Genomic DNA, 18,819 nt, shown 5'->3' with positions numbered 1-18,819 from the left:
CAAGCAGACGATCGATCGCTCCAGCGAAGATTCGCAGCCTTTCCGGGCGCGCCCCGTATCTAAGGGGAGCCAGGAAAGTAGCACGACGGCAACGCACAGGAGAAACCTATGTCGAAGCTTACGAACAAAGTCGCACTCATCACTGGGGGTTCACGCGGTATCGGCGCAGCCATAGCGAAGCGTCTTGCCGCGGAGGGAGCAAGCATCGCGATCACCTACGCGAAGGACGCGAGCGCTGCTTCCGCGGTTGTGAAGCAGATTGAGAGCGCGGGCGGCAAGGCTATCGCCATCCAGGCCGATGCTGCTGATGGAGCCGCTGTGCAGAGTGCCGTCGAAAAAGCGGTTGCGACCCTCGGCAAGCTGGATGTCCTGGTGAACAATGCCGGCACGGCCTTTCCTAAGCGCTTTGAAGAGTCGACGGTTGAAGAGCTCGATCGCTTGATCGACATCAACGTCCGGGGCGTCTTCCTGGCTACCCACGCTGCGCTGCGGCATATGAACGCGGCCGGCCGCATCATCAACATCGGCTCCTGCGTTGGCGAGCGACTGATGACACCCGGCCTGGTGTCGTACGCGGCCAGCAAGGGCGCAGTGAAGATGTTCACGCAGGGGCTGTCGCGCGAGGTGGGGGATCGCGGCATCACGGTTAACAACGTGCAGCCCGGCCCCATCGACACGGACCTCAACCCCGCCGGGGGTGACTGGGCGACGACACAGAAGGCCGCCACTGCCCTCAATCGCTATGGCACGGTCGATGAGGTCGCCGCGCTGGTGGCGTTTCTCGCAAGCCCGGAGGCGGCTTACATCACGGGTGCGAACCTGACGGTCGACGGGGGCACCAACGCATAGCTCGGTCACGATCACGCCACCTGGAAGGTGACGAATCAGCGAGGCACAAAAAGAAGGCCTCCCCGCAGGGAGGCCTTCCGTCTTGCAAGTGACGCTTTGGGTTAGAAGGTCGCCTGGGTGATGCGCGTGTCCCAGTTGGCCAGCGCGCCGCGTGTGTTGCTGCAGCGGCCGAACGGCGACGACTCGTACTGCGCGAGCGTGCAGTTCTGGCCGATGTACTCCTGGGCGAACCAGATCGTGTTGCCGTCCACCGAGGCAGCGCCGTAGTCACCCCAGCGCGGGCGCGGCGGGTTGCCGTAGGCCTTGTACCCGCTGAAGCCATCCTGCGGGCCGACGCCTGGAGTGGACACATGCACCGGACCCGCGCCGATCTTGGCATCCAGTGAGGTGTAGCCCACGCTTGGATAGTTGCTCGGACCTGTCGCCGTGAAGGACAGAATGCCGCGCCCACTTTCCGTGGCTGCTGCCGTGCCGTAGGTCAGGTCGATCGACGGGTCGCCGACATAGCCCTGCTGCACAACAGTGGCCGTCGGTGTTCCGCCACCCGCCTGCGGATGCAGGACGAAGAAGGCGAGACCGTCGCTGTAGCTGACCGGGGTGGTGTCGAACGCCAGGCCCGTGCCGAGCGAGCTCCACAGCTTGCCGTTCGAGTAGTAGACCTGCTGCATGCGCGAGTCGTTGGCATCGAGCGAGCTGATGACCTCGGTGAACGGATCTGCTTGTCCGATCAGCGCCGGCGCGCAGGTGGGATCGTTCAGGCACTGCCCCAGAGGCCAATTGATGTTGCCGCCACCGGGCGCGCGTCCGACGCCGTTGGTGCCGGTGCCGGGCTGGCGTGCCCGGCCGGGGATGCCGTAAGGCTCAGTGTTCACGACCGAGCTGGTCAGAGTGGGTGCGCCGCCCGTGGTCAGGGCACTGGTGTGCGTCAACGACCAGAGCTGCAGCCGGTGATCGACGCCGGTGTCGTCCTGGAAGACGGCCAGCGAGCTGAGCATGTACTCGGTGCCGCCCAGTTCGGCTGCCGGTGTCTGCGCATACTGCGACGGCCAGACAGTGAAACCGGGCAGACCAGTGGCAGTGTTCGTCGAGGGGTCGTTGGTGTTGTACTGCACCAGCGTCACGTTCGAGGAGCCCGCAACCAGTGCCTGCTTCGAGAGCGCATAGATCTGCGCGCCGTAGAAGCCGCCGCCGGGGCCGAAGAAGTTGAACTCGTTCGTCGTCAGGTAAACGCCATACGCATCGGAGCCGATGTGCGGGTAGTCGCCGAGGCAGGGCCCATGCAGGCAGCCGTGATTCGGGGTGCCCTGCGTGCCGTCGTTCTGCACCGGGATGCTGTAGATCGTCCACTTACCCGTCGGGTCCGAGGTCTGGCTGACGGCCAGGTCCAGGTGGTTGGTGCCCGACAGACGCGAGGTGGTCCCGACGTTATCGAGCGTGAGCACCACGTGGAAGAAGCGCTGCGAGCCGCGGTCGAAGATGCAGGTCGGGTCCGTGATCGACGGACCGTACTGGCCAGTGGTGCGGTTGTAGGCAGGCGCATAGCCGTAGAACTGGTTCAGCGACACTGGCTTGCCGCCCGGCAGCAGGGATGCTCCGGTCGCGCTGTAGACGTTCAGGCTGTCATTGACTGATTCGAGCACGTAGCCGTTGCCCACACAGAGACCCTGATCCGGCGGCTCCACCGTGAACTGGTTGCCGCTGTCCGCGACATACCGCTGCTGGAAGAGGTTCAGTCCGTCGAAGCTCGCGCCGATCTCCGGGTTCGACTTCGCACGAGCGCTGCCGTTGCCATGCACCGAGCTGGGCCGCAGCCCTGCCTTGATCGGACGGTTGATCGACACGGATGCCGTGGCGTCATTGCCGCCATCGGTGTCTCCGCCGGACGTGGCCGGATTGAGCTCGAGCGTCGCATCCCCCGCCGGGCTGGCCGTCCGCTGGGCGGATGCGGTGCCGGACGGCGATACATGCCGGGTGTAGGTGGATTGTGCGTCGAGCGATACAGTCAGCAGCAGAGCGCAGCTGAGGCCGCTCCCGGCCGCAAGAATGCGGCGCAGGGTTGTAGGTCGTAGGGACATGGTGCCTCCGGACAAGCTTTCAGGACGTATGTTGCTGCAGCGCGCAGCAGGGGGATTTTGGCGACAGAGTGCCAAGGGCACCGAGATCGCAGCGTGGCGGCATACTAGTGTGCGTACCCCGGCTGGTCAACGTCCGATGACAAAGAACATGCGATGCCTTCGCAAGTGTCCCGAATGCAGTGCAATAGCCGCTTGTATGCTGCATGACCATGTATCGCCCGGGAGGGGGCTCGCCCAAGGCCGGCGCTTTCGGCAGAAGGACTCTGGCACACTGGAAAAACCGGCCATAGGTGTGGGCTGCCACACTGGAACAGGCGGTACAGGGAGAGAAGAGCGCCGATGATCGCAGGTCCAGCCACAACGGCATTGCAGGACATTGGTGAGCGCGCTCACGTCTACGCGCGCTTCTCGCTGCTGGCGCTCTCGTCCATCTTCTTCCTGGTCGACCCGTTCGCCGCGATTGGCACCTTTATGGCAATCACCGCCGGGGAAGACAGCGTGCGCCGCCGGCGCACGGCCCGGCGTGGCGCCATCACCTGCCTGATCGTGCTCAGCACCTTTGCCGTGCTCGGCCAGCTCATCTTCAGCATGTTCGGCATCAAGCTGCCGGCCTTTGAGATCGCCGGCGGCATCATTCTGCTGCTGGTCGGTATCGACATGCTCGAGGCCAAGCGCTCGCCTACCCAGGAGTCAAGTGGCGAGACGGAAGAGGCCGCTGCCAAGGATGAGGCCGGCATCGTTCCGCTCGGCATCCCCATGCTGGCGGGCCCCGGCGCCATTTCGAGCGTGATGGTGCTGGTCGGCCAGGCCAAGCTCTGGTGGGAGTGGGCGGCCATCTTCGCCGCCATCGCGATCACGGCCTGGGCCAGCTATGGCGTCCTGGTAGGCGCAGACCGCATCCGACGTGTGATGGGTGACACCGGGATCCGCATCCTGGTGCGCATCATGGGCCTGCTCCTCGTCGCGCTCGCCGTGCAGTTCTTCGTCAACGGCCTGACCGACCTGGGTGTGATCGCGCGGCCCTGAACGCGGATAGCACGCGAACGCTGACAAGATCGAGGCAAAGCAAGATGAGTGGAGTGATCGGACAGTCCAGACAGACGCAGACATGGCGCGTGACGCCGGCGTTGCTCCTGATTCTGACCGCCGCCACTGTGGCGGCGACCCCGGCCTGGGCCCGGTTTGACCCCCGCCCCTGCAAGAACAACTACACAGAGCAGCAGGAGGTCACCGAGGGCCGCAAAGCGGCGCTCGAGGTCTACAAACAGATGCCCGTCCTGCCGGATTCCAACCCGGTCAGCCAGTACGTGCAGCAGCTCGGCCAGCGGCTGGTCGAGCACGCGCCCGGTTACAAGTGGCCGTACAACTTCCACGTCGCGAACGTGGAGGACATCAACGCCTTCGCCCTGCCCGGCGGCTCGGTCTTTGTGAACCTTGGCACGATCCAGGCGGCGGAGACCGAGGCTCAGCTCGCCGGCGTCATGGCGCACGAGATCTCGCATGTGGTGCAGCGCCACTCGACCTGCAATATGACGAAGGAGCGCACGCCCAGCATCGTCGCCGGCCTTGGCCAGATCGCCGCCGGCATCCTGCTGCCCGGCGCCGCTGGGTCCATCGCCGCGCAGGGCATCGGCATGACGGCAGGGCTCGGCTTCCTGCGCAACTCGCGGGAGAGCGAGAAGCAGGCCGACCTGATGGGGACAGACATCCTCTACGACACCGGCTACGATCCGCGCGCGCTGCCGCAGTTCTTCGAGGTGATCCAGGGAAAATACGGTTCGGGCGGGGCACAGTTCCTGAGTGACCATCCCAACCCCGGCAACCGCGTCGGCTATGTGCAGGACGAGATCGATAGCCTGCCGCCGCGCGCCAGCTCCATCAAGACCAGCGCCGAGTTCACCCGGATCAAGAAGCTGGCCGCCACCATGCACCCCTACACGGCAAAGCAGGTGCAGAGCGGTGCCTGGAAGCGGGACGGCGGCTTTGCCACAGGGCCTGGCTCGGGTGCTGCTGCGCCAGGGTCGGCCGGAGCACCGGCATCGGGTGGACAGTCTTCGGCTGCGCAGTCCGGCGGCAGCTCTGCCAGCCTGCCCCGGCTGAGCTCGCAGCAGTGGAGCCCGCAGGGTGCGTGGCAGACCCTCGAAGGGGATGGCTTCAGCCTCAGCTATCCGGGGAACTGGCGCGGCGCGAGCTCCGGCAGCTCAGCCCTTGTCGCTCCTTCGGGTGGCACTGGGGAAGGGGGCGCGATCGGCTACGGCATGCTGGCGGACCGCTTCCAGCCACCGCAGCAGGGGGAGATTGGCAGCGAAGCCCAACAGCTCCTCAACCAGTTGCGACAGCAGAACCCCGGCATCCAGGCCGGGGGAAGCTCGGAAATCAGCGTCAATGGAGTGCGTGGACGCTCGATCGAGGCGACCAACACCGGGGGCGCGGGCGGCGGTGCAGAGCATGACTGGATTGTGGCGCTCCCCGAGTCGACCGGCACCGTGCGGTACCTGATCTTTGTGGCGCCACAATCGGATTTCGATGCATTGCGCCCGACCTACGAAAAGATGCTCCGCACGCTGAAAGTGCAGTAAAGACGCGGGTCTCGGCCATCCTTGGCGGGCGGCCGAAGGGACATTTCAACAGAGTTCAGAGCTTTTCAACAGCCCAGGAGTTGCGCAGGCCCGGAGGCCCGGGTAGGATTGGTCTTGTTGCAGCAGGGTGAATGAGCAGCAAGCGACACGCGGTTGCGTTGACGCAAGAAGCTTGATACATTCAGTTGTAGCAAGACAGATGAGTGAACGCCGCAAGCGGCACGAGGATGTGCTGGCAAGCTTAAGTCTGATACACTCAAGTGAGTAACAAGGAAGGCTTGGACGGAGTGAAGCTCCTCCCGGCGGTTACCCAGTAAGAAGGGGTCGACTGCAAGGTTCCAGGCAAGCATGTTCGCCGGGCGAGAGCCCACACCCGAACATCTCCTTTAGTAGGCAGCCAGGTGAAAGCCTCGCTGGTGGCCCATATGGCCTCTCCCGCTTAAGAGCGATACGGAGCTACGATCTTTCAAGTTTTGTGCTGCGCGCGAATGGCGTCTGAGTGGCTCTGAGGTAAGGAGTTGACAGGCGGTCGGCACTCGGATAGTGTTGGCAAGTGCGCGTAAAACAGCTGAGAGCTGCAGTGAAGTAGCAGCCGGCTGTGAGCACGCAAGTTCGAGGACCCGCGACGACACAGTCGTGGATCTCGATCCAGAAGGCCCGCTCAGGCGGTGCCGGTATGGATCTTTGACAATCAGGTTGAACGTGCCAGTCGTGAGAGATCAACAGGAATCGGTTTGATCATTCTCACAAGGTAAATCTCTCCAGCCTTTCGAGCGCTGGAGAGTGCGCGACACTCTCGGACCTCCGTCCTGAGATGTGTCGCGAGCAGGTTTCAAACGAGAGTTTGATCCTGGCTCAGAATCAACGCTGGCGGCGTGCCTAACACATGCAAGTCGAACGAGAAAGGGGCTTCGGCCCTGAGTAAAGTGGCGCACGGGTGAGTAACACGTGACTAACCTACCCTGAAGTGGGGAATAACCTCGGGAAACCGGGGCTAATACCGCATAACACCTACGGGTCAAAGGAGCAATTCGCTTCAGGAGGGGGTCGCGGCAGATTAGTTAGTTGGCGGGGTAATGGCCCACCAAGACAGTGATCTGTATCCGGCCTGAGAGGGCGCACGGACACACTGGAACTGAAACACGGTCCAGACTCCTACGGGAGGCAGCAGTGGGGAATTTTGCGCAATGGGGGAAACCCTGACGCAGCAACGCCGCGTGGAGGATGAAGTCCCTTGGGACGTAAACTCCTTTCGATCGGGACGATTATGACGGTACCGGAAGAAGAAGCCCCGGCTAACTTCGTGCCAGCAGCCGCGGTAATACGAGGGGGGCAAGCGTTGTTCGGAATTATTGGGCGTAAAGGGTGCGTAGGCGGTTGGATAAGTCTTGTGTGAAATCTTCGGGCTCAACTCGAAGTCTGCACGAGAAACTGTCCGGCTTGAGTGTGGGAGAGGTGAGTGGAATTCCTGGTGTAGCGGTGAAATGCGTAGATATCAGGAGGAACACCTGTGGCGAAAGCGGCTCACTGGACCACAACTGACGCTGATGCACGAAAGCTAGGGGAGCAAACAGGATTAGATACCCTGGTAGTCCTAGCCCTAAACGATGATCGCTTGGTGTGACGGGTACCCAATCCCGCCGTGCCGAAGCTAACGCGTTAAGCGATCCGCCTGGGGAGTACGGTCGCAAGGCTGAAACTCAAAGGAATTGACGGGGGCCCGCACAAGCGGTGGAGCATGTGGTTTAATTCGACGCAACGCGAAGAACCTTACCTGGGCTCGAAATGAAGTGGAATCCGGTGGAAACATCGGCGTCCCGCAAGGGACCGCTTTATAGGTGCTGCATGGCTGTCGTCAGCTCGTGTCGTGAGATGTTGGGTTAAGTCCCGCAACGAGCGCAACCCTTATTACCAGTTGCTACCATTTAGTTGAGCACTCTGGTGAGACCGCCTCGGATAACGGGGAGGAAGGCGGGGATGACGTCAAGTCCTCATGGCCTTTATGTCCAGGGCTACACACGTGCTACAATGGCCGGTACAAACCGTCGCAAACCCGTGAGGGGGAGCTAATCGGAAAAAGCCGGCCTCAGTTCGGATTGGAGTCTGCAACTCGACTCCATGAAGCTGGAATCGCTAGTAATCGCGGATCAGAACGCCGCGGTGAATACGTTCCCGGGCCTTGTACACACCGCCCGTCACATCACGAAAGTGGGTTGCACTAGAAGCCGGTGAGCTGACCGCAAGGAGGCAGCCGTCCAAGGTGTAATTCATGATTGGGGTGAAGTCGTAACAAGGTAGCCGTAGGAGAACCTGCGGCTGGATCACCTCCTTTCTAAGAGAGAATCGTTCGTCTGGGTGCATGTATCTGCGAGAGCAGACTGCTCCCGATCGCAAGATCGGGCGTGGCGCATGGCTCAGCGATCACCCTCAAGCCTTCCTACCGGAGGCATTTGAGGAGCTTCGATCAGGCCTTCTCTGCCTGTTGCTTATTCGCACGATGGTCACGAGCGGCGTAGCTGCTCAGCACGTTCAACCTGGTCCTCGAAATCTCTGGATGAAAGCGCGTTTCGACGCGCCTGACCAAGGCTGGGGCCTGTAGCTCAGTTGGCTAGAGCGCACCCCTGATAAGGGTGAGGTCGGTAGTTCGAATCTACCCAGGCCCACCATTTAGACTGGGGCTGTAGCTCAGTTGGGAGAGCACCTGCTTTGCAAGCAGGGGGTCATCGGTTCGATCCCGATCAGCTCCACCACATCATCCAGGCCGTTCAAAGGTGAGCTTCTTCACTCGTGAAGAGGTTGACCTTTGAGCGGGCTTCTTCGGAAGCTCACTCGAGTGCGCCGTAAGGCGCCCGCTGCGCAACAGCAGCGGACGGATCTTTGACAACGAATTGCATTGGGTAAATTGCATACAAGGCTGAGCAACTTCAGCTTCGCGGGCGACTGCGAAGTGGGAGATGTTTAGTTGAGTGTCTTTAGGATAAAACGTGCACAAAGGGGATCGTACCCCTGAGGTGCACAGGCGGAAATATGCATGGAGTGACTCAGGCAAGGGGCGCAAGCCTCCTGCGTGGAGTTAATTCTATGGTCAAGCTACTAAGGGCGCACGGTGGATGCCTTGGCAGAAACAGGCGATGAAGGACGTGGCAAGCTGCGATAAGCTTCGGTGAGCCGCACACAGGCGTTATGAACCGGAGATCTCCGAATGGGGAAACCCACTTGAGCAAACCTCAAGAACACCCTGCTGAATACATAGGCAGGAGTGAGCGAACCCAGGGAAGTGAACCATCTCAGTACCTGGAGGAAGAGAAAGAAACCTCGATTCCGAAAGTAGTGGCGAGCGAAATCGGAATAGCCCAAACCCGTAGCATTTCGGTGCAGCGGGGGTTGTAGGGTCCGCAACAGTAGAGTTACCAATCCAGTGGTTAGTCGAATCGGTTGGAAAGCCGATCCATAGAGCGTGACAGGCGCGTAGACGAAAATCATCTGGACTCGAAGCGGATACCTGAGTAAGGCGGGGCACGTGAAACCCTGCTTGAATCCACGGGGACCATCCCGTAAGGCTAAATACTCGTTTCTGACCGATAGTGAACCAGTACCGTGAGGGAAAGGTGAAAAGCACCCCTGTGAGGGGAGTACAAAGTACCTGAAACCGTGTGCCTACAAGCAGTGGGAGGGCTATGCGCGCAAGCGAATGCCTGACCGCGTGCCTATTGCATAATGAGCCGGCTAGTTATTCTTGTCAGCAAGGTTAAGCGTAAGCGAGCCGAAGCGAAAGCGAGTCTGAATAGGGCGTTCAGTTGGCAGGAATAGACGCGAAGCGGGATGATCTACCCTTGGCCAGGTTGAAGGTGGGGTAACACCCACTGGAGGACCGAACCGGTGTTTGTTGAAAAAAGCTCGGATGAGCTGAGGGTAGGGGTGAAAGGCTAATCAAATTCCGTGATAGCTCGTTCTCTCCGAAATAGCTTTAGGGCTAGCGTCGGGTGATTTGCACTGGTGGTAGAGATCTGGATGGACTAGGGGGCTTTCCGGCTTACTGAATCCAACCAAACTTCGAATGCCAGTGACAACCAGCCCGGCAGTCAGACTGTGGGGGCTAAGCTTCATAGTCGAGAGGGAAACAGCCCAGACCGCCTGCTAAGGTCCCAAAGTTACAGTTAAGTGGGAAAGGAAGTCGGAACGCCCAGACAGCCAGGAGGTTGGCTTAGAAGCAGCCATCCTTTAAAGAAAGCGTAATAGCTCACTGGTCAAGCGGTCCGGTGCCGACAATACAACGGGGCTAAAACTGTACACCGAAGCAGCGGATGCACACCTCTGGTGTGCGTGGTAGGAGAGCATTCTCAACAGCAGTGAAGCCAGACTGAGAAGACTGGTGGAGCGTTGCGAAGAGACCCTGCCGGCATAAGTAGCGATAATGAAGGTGAGAACCCTTCACGCCGAAAGTCTAAGGTTTCCTGAGGAAGGTTAATCCGCTCAGGGTTAGGCGGTCCCTAAGGTGAGGCCGAAAGGCGTAGCTGATGGACATCCGGTTAATATTCCGGACCTCCCAGACCATCGTTTGACGATGGGGAGACGCAGAAGGATAACCAGGACCTCATATGGCTATGAGGTTTGATATGCGTAAGCTGGTCTCGATAGGCAAATCCGTCGGGGCTTAACAGTGAGGCATAAAACAGTAGGCCGTATGGCCGAAAGCTGGTGAGTTCACGCTGCCGAGAAAATCCTCTAAGGAGAAGGGCTGGGAACCGTACCACAAACCGACACAGGTAGACGAGGAGAATATCCAAAGGCGCTCGAGTGAAAGCTTGTTAAGGAACTCGGCAAATTAGCTCCGTAACTTCGGGAGAAGGAGCGCCCCGGTAGCGTGCAAGCGCGAGGGGGCCGCAGTGAAACGCGTACGGCGACTGTTTAACAAAAACACAGGTCTCTGCTAAGTCGAAAACGACGTATAGGGGCTGACGCCTGCCCGGTGCCGGAAGGTTAAAAGGAGAGGTTAGCCGCAAGGCGAAGCTTTGAATTGAAGCCCCGGTGAACGGCGGCCGTAACTATAACGGTCCTAAGGTAGCGAAATTCCTTGTCGGGTAAGTTCCGACCTGCACGAATGGCGTAACGATCGTACGACTGTCTTAACGAGTTGCTCGGCGAACTTGTAGTACCGGTGAAGATGCCGGTTACCCGCAGCTAGACGGAAAGACCCCGTGCACCTTTACTACACCTTAACTATGAATTATGACTCTTACTGCGCAGGATAGGTGGGAGGCTTTGATACCAGGCTCTTGGGCTTGGTGGAGCCACCGGTGAGATACCACCCTGTGAGTGTTGTGATTCTAACCTGCTCCCGTCATCCGGGAGAGGGACATAGTTAGGCGGGTAGTTTGACTGGGGCGGTCGCCTCCTAAATTGTAACGGAGGCGCGCGAAGCTACTCTCAGGCTGTTTGGAAATCAGCCGTCGAGTGCAAAGGCATAAGAGTGGTTAACTGTGAGACCTACAAGTCGAGCAGATGCGAAAGCAGGCCTTAGTGATCCGGTGGTTCTGTATGGAAGGGCCATCGCTCAACGGATAAAAGGTACGCCGGGGATAACAGGCTGATCGGAGCCAAGAGTTCATATCGACGCTCCGGTTTGGCACCTCGATGTCGGCTCATCGCATCCTGGAGCTGTAGAAGGTTCCAAGGGTTAGGCTGTTCGCCTATTAAAGCGGTACGTGAGCTGGGTTCAGAACGTCGCGAGACAGTTCGGTCCCTATCTGCTGTGGGCGTAGGAGATTTGCGGGGGGCTGTCCTTAGTACGAGAGGACCGGGATGGACGAACCTCTTGTGTTCCAGTTGTCCTGCCAAGGGCACGGCTGGGTAGCGAAGTTCGGTTGTGATAACCGCTGAATGCATATAAGCGGGAAGCACGCCCCAAGATGAGATCTCCCAACCCAAAAGGGAAAAGAAGGGCCCAGGAAGACCACCTGGTTGATAGGCTGGAGGTAGAAGCGCAGTAATGCGTGTAGCTTACCAGTACTAATCGCCCGTTCGGCTTGTCCATAGAATTAACTCTGCGCAGCAATAACACCGCTGCCTAGAGGGACTCAACAAGCCTTGTACCACCCCAATGCAATTCGTTCAGATCCGCAAGTTTCGATGGCGCCAGCTTGCCAGTCTCATCCCGGGAGAAACCGCCCGTGAGTCCAGAGATTCGGCTGTGGGGAAAAAACCACCAAGCGCCTCACCAGCTTGCCGGTGAGCATACCGCGAGAGTCACACCCGTTCCCATCCCGAACACGGAAGTTAAGCCTCGTCGGGCCGATGGTACTGCACGCGAAAGTGTGTGGGAGATTAGGTAATCGCCGGCATTAGCATCAAAAGGCCACCCGCGAGGGTGGCCTTTTTGCGCTTGCGTGGTGCCTGGTGTTCATGGCTGCAACTCATGGCTCATTGTTCCGAGCTGGTGCTTGCGATAAACAAGGTACTGATGCCAGTTCGGGCCTACTACAGTGAAGCCGTGTCCTTCTTCCTTGCCGATCCCGACGAACGGATCTTCGGCGTTCTCGCTGGCCAGCATGAACATGCACTGGAGGAACAGCAACGTTATGCGTGGATCGAGCAGATCTCGATCTTGAAGAGGGCGTTGCTCCATCGATCTCAGGACCGCTTACTATTCGAGTTTCAGATCCCGAGAATGGGCAAGCGCGCCGACGCCGTGCTTCTATGCGGAAACGTCGCCATCGTGATCGAGTTTAAAATCGGCGCCGCTGGACACGCCCATGAGGCGTTGCAGCAGGTAGAGGACTATGCGCTAGACCTGAAGAACTTCCATGAGGGCAGCCATCACGCAGCGATCGTTCCGGTACTGGTGTCATCCGCTGCAGAATCCGGTCGCCTTGGAAAGCTCAGCTTTGCGCAGGACCGGGTCGCCTCGCCACTGGGGACGAATGCCTCCGGCTTGGCCGACTTGATCCAGCATCTCCAGGATGTCTCCGCGGCTACAGCTCAGCCTTCCATTGACCAAAGCGAGTGGACCGCCAAGGGCTACCGACCGACGCCTACCATCGTCGAGGCTGCGCAAGTCTTATATCGCACGCACCGTGTCGAGGACATCTCGCGTTCAGATGCAGGGGCACAGAACCTCCGGCAAACAAGCGTCGCGATCAGTCGCATCATCGATCAAGCTCGCAAGAAGCGGCTAAAGACAATCTGCTTTGTCACCGGTGTGCCGGGATCCGGCAAGACTCTGGCCGGATTGAATCTTGCCACGACTCGATTCGAGGAGAAGGCCGACGAGCACGCAGTATTTCTTTCGGGAAACGGGCCCTTGGTCGCAGTGCTGCAGGAAGCGTTGGCTCGCGATAAGTCCTCCCGTGATCGGATTCCGAAGAAGATGGCGAAGCGGGAGGTCTCTGCCTTTGTGCAGAACATCCACCACTTTCGGGATGAATACGTCGCCGACGATGCTATTCCGCTCGAAAAGGTCGTCATCTTCGACGAAGCGCAGCGTGCTTGGAACCGCCAGCAGGCGGCTAAGTTTATGCAGCGGAAGCGTGGTCGTGCAGACTTCAACCTTTCGGAACCAGAGTTTCTCATCAGCGTTATGGACCGTCATGAGGATTGGTGCACGGTGGTATGCCTGGTCGGAGGCGGTCAAGAGATCAACACCGGCGAAGCAGGAATGGCCGAGTGGATGAGAGCGCTTGAGGATCGCTTTAGTGATTGGCTGGTCTTTGTGTCCCCTCGCATCACCCTTCCCGAGTATGCCTCGCCCGAGAACGGTGAGCGATTTCTGGCTCTACCGCGTGTGCACTCGGATGAGTGTCTTCACCTGGCGGTCTCTCTTCGGTCCTTCCGCGCGGAAGCACTCTCTTCATTCGTGGGCTATGTGTTAGATAACCGACCTGGCGAAGCACGGGCCGCTTACCAGTCGATTGCTGCAGAGTACCCGATCTATGTCACGCGCGATCTAGCGATCGCGCGCCAATGGCTCCTTCACGCAGCTCGCGGCAGCGAGCGGATCGGGTTGGTCGCGTCCTCTGGAGCTCAGCGCTTGCGTCCCGAAGGCATACACATCAGAGCGGAGATCGACGAAGCCACCTGGTTCTTGAACGAGAGGTCGGACGTTCGCTCGTCTTATTACCTCGAGGAGGTGGCGACCGAGTTCTCCGTGCAAGGACTTGAACTAGATTGGGTTGGTGTCTGCTGGGACGGCGACTACCGCTATATCGACGGAGACTGGAGCTATCACTCCTTCAAGGGAACTCGATGGTTGTCTATCAGAGATGAGGTGAGGCGGGTGTTCCTCAAGAACGCTTACCGCGTCCTTCTCACACGAGCTCGGCAGGGCATGATCCTTTTTGTTCCACACGGAAGCGGCTCAGATCCTACGAGACACGCAAGCTACTACGATGGCACGGCCGAATTCCTCATCTCTTGTGGTGTACCGCTGCTAGAGGGAGATCTTGGCCCTCGCTCGTAGTTACCTCATTCGTAATTACGCTTACCTTCCGTCGCGAACGGAGCAGATCCTGGCAGCAGCCCGCAACTTGCTCATTGTCTTCATCGTCTTTCATGTGCTTGGCCAGTTTTCGCCCGCTCGCCGCAACGCGAGCCGCCTGTCAGGGTTCTAGTGAACAACGTGGAGGAATCACCATGAAGACAAACCGCAGTTTCTGTACTCTCGCCCTGGCCGGCATTCTGGCCAGCGGCACACTGTTTGCCCAAGAGCCCGGCAGCGCGCCGGAGCAGGCCGCGCCACCATCGCAGGGCCAGATGGATCGGGGCCAGATGGATCAGGGTGGCAGAGGCGGCATGCATCGTGGTCTGCGCATGGATCCCGATGAGCGGCTCGCGCGCATGACAAAGCGCTACAAACTCACCAGCGACCAGCAGAGTCAGATCAAGCCGATCCTCGCCGACGAGCAGCAGCAGATGCAGTCGATGCGTGGCGATCAGTCCGGCGCCGGGCAGGAAAAGATGGACAGGATGCGCAGCATGCGCCAGGCCGACAACCAGAAGATCGAGGCCATCCTCACCGACGACCAGCGCAAGAAGTTCGAGAGCGATCAGCAGAAGATGCAGGAGCGCCGCGCCGAGCACATGGGCAGTCGCAATGGCCGGGAGGCGGGCAGCGCTCCGTCGGCGGCACCGGAGGGTGGCAGCGCACCTGCGCCTGCGCCCGATGGCGGCAGCGCTCCGCAGCCACAGTAAACCCGCTAACCCGCTACCCGCTTCAGCAGGAGCCCCGCCAGCCGGGCTCCTGCTGCATTTGCTCAGTCATGTGCGCTCAGCTGTTTGTGCTCAGTACCGTCGTCCGCTCTCGCTGTGTCAGCTACTTCGCCACAGGCGGCTCCGTCGCTTCCGTGGTACTCGCCTGGTACCTCTTGTACTCGTCGAAGCGGCCCTGCACCTCCACGTGAAACCCGACGAACAGCGCCAGCCTCGCGTCGAACCGCCCCGCAAACGAGGTCGGCAGCCACACCTCATCGTTGATCAGTGCCTGCTCGAACCGGAAGTGCGACCCTGGGTTGATCGTCGCCAGCAGACCGAAGCCGATGTGCAGCGGGTCGTCCACCGTCGCCTCGAGCCGTCGCACCTCGCGTGCTCGTTCATCGATCCACACTGTGCCGCTCGTATGCTTGATCGCCGACTCGGCGCGACCTGACGACTTCGCGTGCGGATCGCCTGTGAAGTCCACGGCGATCAACGATCGCCCGCCTTCGAGCACGCGACGTGGATGCGTGAACTTGGCGAGCACCAGCAACTGACTCACGCTCACGCCGTCCTTGTCGTGTGCGTTGTAAGGCCCGGCCGCGTACTTCACAGCTTCTTTCGTGGCCTTGTCCTGCTCCTTCTTCAGATCGTTCGCGTTCAGTGCCTTGCCATCCTTGCTCACCAGTGTCTCGATGGCGTGCCCGTGCACGAAGAAGACGTTCATCACCTTGTCTTCGGTGCTCTTCACGCGGCCCTTCTTGTCGTACATCACGATGTGCTGTTGCTGGCGAAAGGTGTACTGCTCCCGAGCCCGATCGAGCGCCTCCTGATTCTGCTCCACGCTGCGCAGAAGGGACGGCACATCCGGCAGTGGAGCATCGGCGGCTCCATGCGCGATCGGCGCGGCGATGATGCACAACAGCAGGGCAGCAGAACGATGCATGTCTGCCGTCATGCTACTGTGGCCACGAGTTCGCCGCGTGAACTGCAGGGGGTGTCGTTTTGCTGGGACTGTTGCTTCGCTGGATTGTTGGCGCCGTCACTCTCGTGCTGATCTCGCGCTTCGTGCCGGGCATCGAGATTCATAACTGGGCGACAGCGCTGGTTGCGGTCATCGTCATCGGCCTGCTCAACGCCACGCTCGGCCTGCTGCTCAAGGTGCTCACCTTCCCGCTCAGTCTGCTCACGCTCGGCCTGTTCCTGCTCGTGATCAACGCATTTGTGCTGATCGTCGCCTCGCATGTGGTGCCCGGCTTCATCGTGGCCAGCTTCGGCTCGGCATTCGTGGCGGCCATCATCCTGGCCTTGGTCCACATGCTGATGGGCTGCGGAACTCGCACGGATCGGCGCGCGACTAAGCATCGCGTTTCGCTTCAGAGTGCCGCTCCCTGCTTTCACGGCACCGAATCCACGGCCCCACTCCGTCACGATCAAGCCGCGATACCTGAAGAGCATTGCGAGTTCGTGCGGTGATGGCTGGCCGGATTTGCTAGCGAGGATCCTGCGGTGCAGAGGAGTGCACCATGGGCTGCGCCGGGGCAACCGTGCCGCGGGGCAGCGGCACGCGGCCATGCACCGCGCGCGCAGAACGCCGGATGCCGCGATGATGCGTCGTATGCACTGTGTTCGGCTCCAGCGGGTGCTGTCCCACCGCGACGCCGGCCGCCGCGCCTGCGGGCTGCGCCGCAGGATGTGGCAGCGACCTCGCCGGCCCGACCACGGCCGCTGGATGAAGCAGCGTCGAAAAAGTCACTGCCGCGGCGACAATCACCAGCGCTGCCGCACCCACCGGCCAACGGCGTGACACACGGAGGCTCGCCAGCCAGCGCCGCGCCCGATCAGCCGTCGTCTCTGGCGGAGCGGACGCCAGCCGCGCCATCACGCGCAGCGGCAACCCATCGCGCGGTTCCACCCCTCGCAGCGCGGCAAGCGTGGCATCGATCGCGAGATCTTCGCGCGTCGGTGCTCCGGGGCTCGTTGATCCCAGCCGGTCAGCAGCGCCGCTCATCGCCCGTCCCCATTGTTCTGCAGCTTCACTGCCAGTTCGCGCCGAGCGCGGAACAGCCGCGACCGCACGGACGATTCCGTGATGCCGAGCACGTCCGCAATCTCTGCATTGGTCAGCTCCTCCACGGCAGAGAGCAGGATCACCTGCCGCTCCTTCGCGGGCAGCTCGTCGATCAGCCCCAGCACGCGGGCATGTCCCTGCGCGGCGATCACGGCCTGGTCCGCACGCATCTCCTTCGCGGGCAGCACGCGCACCAGCTCGTCGACGTTCTCGTTCTCCGGACGCGTCTTCTGGCGGCGCTTGCGGTCCAGCACCAGGTTCCACACGATCCGGATCAGCCAGACGCGCGCATCACGCACCTCGGGCAGCCGATCGCGGTGCCGCAGCACGCGCAGAAACGTCTCCTGCACCATGTCCTCCGCCTCGGCGGCATTGCGCGAGACGGAAAATGCGACGCGGTACAGCGTGCTCGAGTACGTGGCCACCAGCGCGGCCAGGTCTTCGGCGGTCGTGTCTGCTGTGCGCCCGGTCACCGGCAGCAGACCTGTGAGATTGCCCTCGAGCGTACCCATAGGCTCCGAATCATGGACGCGCTGACGCTCCGGTTCGCTCACGAGCAGCTCCACTGCTCGCGCAAAATACAAAGCCGCGCCGGTCTCAGGACCGGCACGGCGTCTGTCACTCTCTGCATGGTTCGACCGTTACGGCTTGCCGGTCAGCTTCTGCGCCGCAATCTGGCCTGCCGCCGTGTTGGCCTCTTTGGCCTTCAACTGGGCATAGATCTTGAATGCTTCGGTTGTCTTGCCGGTGCTCTCATAGAGCTCGGCAAGCTGCAGTTGCGCGGCTGAGGCCGGCACGGTGGCCGTGGGGTGCTTGCTCAGCTCGTCGTAGAGCCGGATCGCTTCGCCCGTCCCGTTGTGCTGGGCCAGCAGGTTGGCGAGCGCAAGCTTGGCCAGCGCGGCGACGTTGCCGTCGCTCAGGTCAGCAGCCTTGCGCAGCGTGCCTTCCGCGGCGGAGGTATTGCCCATCTCGGCCTCGGTCAGGCCGCTGAAGTAGAGCGCGTTGTGCCCCGCGTCGGTGCTGCCATAGCGCTTCGCCACGTCGGCAAACAGCGGGTTCGCAGCCTTGGCCCGGTCGGCGGCCGAGGGAAACGACTTCATTCCTGGCGGCAGCGGCTGGGCTGTGTCCGCGATCGGCGTGCTGTACACGCTGATCGCGCTGCCAAAGGCCGTCGATGCAGCCTCCGAGCGCTGCTGGTAGATCACGGCAGCAGCCACGATGATCGCGATCAGCAAGACCACGCCAATGACGATTTGCAGTGCCTTTCCGCGGTTGGCCGCGATCCAGTCGAGGCCGATCTGCGTCCTGTGGACGAGCGGATCGTCCTGCTTAAGCGCGGTGCGAGTCTGTGCGTCCACAACCATCCTTCGGGAGAGCCCGGCGCGATAACGCGCTGCGAGCGGACAGGTCGTCCGCGGCGGCTCCGGGGAGAAATCTTAGGGAAAGTCTAGCAGCGGCGGGATTTGAGGGTCAAAGCGGGAGAGCCGCTCGCATCGGAATGCCCGGCTCCGGGGAACCGGCAGAGACAATGGCGGGACCTAGAGGTCCCGCCGCTCAGACGAGTCCAGTGCCGCAGCGGCCCTTAGGCAGCGCGGACCGGGGCTGCGATCTCGCCGTTCTCGAACTTCTCCTGGCAGGTGATGCAGTACGGTGTCCACGGCAGTGCTTCCAACCGCTTCGTGCCGATCGTCTCACCGCAGTTCTGGCATTCGCCAAACGTGCCCTCTTCAATGCGCTCCAGGGCTTGCCGGACCTGCTGCATCTGCATGTGGCCCGAGGTGCCCTGCGAGAACAGAAACTCCTTCTGGTACGACGCGACCGCCTGGTCGGCGACGTCCTGCGTGTCGTCCAGGCCCGCGTCGCGACCCTGCTCGACGGCTGCTTTCATGGACTGCGCCAACAGGGCTTCCTGCTGCCGCAGCTTCTTTACATACGCACTAGTGGGGGTCTTCGACACGACTGATGTACTCCTCTGAGTTGATCCAATTCGGGAATGCAGAGTGTTGGACGCAGACCATGACTTAAGTTTTGCTATTTTTCTTTTGAGATGTCGTTTTTT

General features: G+C 60.8%; 12 protein-coding genes, 2 tRNA genes and 3 rRNA genes. 11 read left to right on the top strand and 6 right to left on the bottom strand.

The features are described 5' to 3' along the window. Positions 1-108 precede the first annotated feature (108 nt). Positions 109-849, top strand: coding sequence for an SDR family NAD(P)-dependent oxidoreductase (locus tag AC5IJH_RS13250; RefSeq protein ID WP_491903301.1), 741 nt, complete (start codon positions 109-111; stop codon positions 847-849). 101 nt (positions 850-950) lie between these two features. Here AC5IJH_RS13250 and AC5IJH_RS13245 read toward each other — a convergent pair whose 3' ends face one another. Continuing rightward, a complete protein-coding gene (locus AC5IJH_RS13245) occupies positions 951-2,924 on the bottom strand; it encodes a hypothetical protein (RefSeq protein WP_491903300.1) in 1,974 nt (657 codons plus the stop codon). A 339-nt stretch (positions 2,925-3,263) separates the two neighbouring features. Here AC5IJH_RS13245 and AC5IJH_RS13240 point away from each other — a divergent pair, with 339 nt between their 5' ends. The 9 genes from AC5IJH_RS13240 to AC5IJH_RS13200 all read left to right on the top strand — a co-directional run bounded on the left by AC5IJH_RS13240 (position 3,264) and on the right by AC5IJH_RS13200 (position 14,689). Further along, positions 3,264-3,950, top strand: coding sequence for a MarC family protein (locus tag AC5IJH_RS13240; RefSeq protein WP_491903299.1), 687 nt, complete (start codon positions 3,264-3,266; stop codon positions 3,948-3,950). A gap of 53 nt (positions 3,951-4,003) precedes the next feature. Then, positions 4,004-5,503 carry a M48 family metallopeptidase gene (locus tag AC5IJH_RS13235; protein ID WP_491903298.1) on the top strand — a complete coding sequence of 500 codons (1,500 nt, stop codon included), beginning with the start codon at positions 4,004-4,006 and terminating at the stop codon, positions 5,501-5,503. Between the two features lie 832 nt (positions 5,504-6,335). After that, a 16S ribosomal RNA gene (locus tag AC5IJH_RS13230) occupies positions 6,336-7,835 on the top strand. A 257-nt stretch (positions 7,836-8,092) separates the two neighbouring features. Beyond that, positions 8,093-8,169, top strand: a tRNA-Ile gene (locus AC5IJH_RS13225). An 8-nt stretch (positions 8,170-8,177) separates the two neighbouring features. Beyond that, a tRNA-Ala gene (locus AC5IJH_RS13220) sits at positions 8,178-8,253 on the top strand. Positions 8,254-8,586: 333 nt separating this feature from the next. Next, positions 8,587-11,537 (top strand): 23S ribosomal RNA (locus tag AC5IJH_RS13215). A gap of 190 nt (positions 11,538-11,727) precedes the next feature. Then, positions 11,728-11,844, top strand: a 5S ribosomal RNA gene (gene rrf, locus AC5IJH_RS13210). The 16S, 23S and 5S rRNA genes sit together here with 2 tRNA genes alongside, the layout of an rRNA operon. A gap of 149 nt (positions 11,845-11,993) precedes the next feature. Continuing rightward, positions 11,994-13,958 (top strand): DUF2075 domain-containing protein, encoded by a 1,965-nt coding sequence (locus AC5IJH_RS13205; protein WP_491903297.1) that lies wholly within the window; start codon positions 11,994-11,996, stop codon positions 13,956-13,958. Between the two features lie 173 nt (positions 13,959-14,131). Continuing rightward, on the top strand, positions 14,132-14,689 hold the full coding sequence (locus tag AC5IJH_RS13200; protein WP_491903296.1) for a DUF4890 domain-containing protein: 558 nt from the start codon (positions 14,132-14,134) through the stop codon (positions 14,687-14,689). 121 nt (positions 14,690-14,810) lie between these two features. Here AC5IJH_RS13200 and AC5IJH_RS13195 read toward each other — a convergent pair whose 3' ends face one another. After that, positions 14,811-15,635, bottom strand: a complete 825-nt coding sequence (locus AC5IJH_RS13195; protein WP_491903295.1) for a hypothetical protein — start codon at positions 15,633-15,635, stop codon at positions 14,811-14,813. 71 nt (positions 15,636-15,706) lie between these two features. Here AC5IJH_RS13195 and AC5IJH_RS13190 point away from each other — a divergent pair, with 71 nt between their 5' ends. Continuing rightward, a complete protein-coding gene (locus AC5IJH_RS13190) occupies positions 15,707-16,165 on the top strand; it encodes a phage holin family protein (RefSeq protein ID WP_491903294.1) in 459 nt (152 codons plus the stop codon). 16 nt (positions 16,166-16,181) lie between these two features. Here AC5IJH_RS13190 and AC5IJH_RS13185 read toward each other — a convergent pair whose 3' ends face one another. The 4 genes from AC5IJH_RS13185 to AC5IJH_RS13170 form a co-directional block, all read right to left on the bottom strand. After that, positions 16,182-16,700 carry a hypothetical protein gene (locus AC5IJH_RS13185; RefSeq protein WP_491903293.1) on the bottom strand — a complete coding sequence of 173 codons (519 nt, stop codon included), beginning with the start codon at positions 16,698-16,700 and terminating at the stop codon, positions 16,182-16,184. Next, on the bottom strand, positions 16,697-17,272 hold the full coding sequence (locus AC5IJH_RS13180; protein ID WP_491903292.1) for an RNA polymerase sigma factor: 576 nt from the start codon (positions 17,270-17,272) through the stop codon (positions 16,697-16,699). Before AC5IJH_RS13180 ends, AC5IJH_RS13185 begins: the two co-directional genes overlap by 4 nt. 129 nt (positions 17,273-17,401) lie before the next feature. Further along, on the bottom strand, positions 17,402-18,118 hold the full coding sequence (locus AC5IJH_RS13175) for a tetratricopeptide repeat protein (RefSeq protein ID WP_491903291.1): 717 nt from the start codon (positions 18,116-18,118) through the stop codon (positions 17,402-17,404). 224 nt (positions 18,119-18,342) lie between these two features. Beyond that, positions 18,343-18,717, bottom strand: a complete 375-nt coding sequence (locus tag AC5IJH_RS13170; RefSeq protein WP_491903290.1) for a TraR/DksA family transcriptional regulator — start codon at positions 18,715-18,717, stop codon at positions 18,343-18,345. Positions 18,718-18,819 lie beyond the last annotated feature (102 nt).

This window comes from Candidatus Dedyshia acidiphila, assembly GCF_051025295.1.
In the GTDB taxonomy this organism is placed as follows: Bacteria; Acidobacteriota; Terriglobia; order Terriglobales; family Acidobacteriaceae; genus KBS-83.
The sequence above is the reverse complement of the archived record's forward strand: the minus strand, read 5'-3'. Positions and strand labels throughout refer to the sequence as shown.

Coding starts and splice junctions, on each gene's coding strand:
- AC5IJH_RS13180 (WP_491903292.1), bottom strand. CDS start 17,272: ATGGGTACGCTCGAGGGCAATCTCACAGGTCTGCTGCCGGTGACCGGG.
- AC5IJH_RS13250 (WP_491903301.1), top strand. CDS start 109: ATGTCGAAGCTTACGAACAAAGTCGCACTCATCACTGGGGGTTCACGC.
- AC5IJH_RS13185 (WP_491903293.1), bottom strand. CDS start 16,700: ATGAGCGGCGCTGCTGACCGGCTGGGATCAACGAGCCCCGGAGCACCG.
- AC5IJH_RS13240 (WP_491903299.1), top strand. CDS start 3,264: ATGATCGCAGGTCCAGCCACAACGGCATTGCAGGACATTGGTGAGCGC.
- AC5IJH_RS13195 (WP_491903295.1), bottom strand. CDS start 15,635: ATGCATCGTTCTGCTGCCCTGCTGTTGTGCATCATCGCCGCGCCGATC.
- AC5IJH_RS13200 (WP_491903296.1), top strand. CDS start 14,132: ATGAAGACAAACCGCAGTTTCTGTACTCTCGCCCTGGCCGGCATTCTG.
- AC5IJH_RS13245 (WP_491903300.1), bottom strand. CDS start 2,924: ATGTCCCTACGACCTACAACCCTGCGCCGCATTCTTGCGGCCGGGAGC.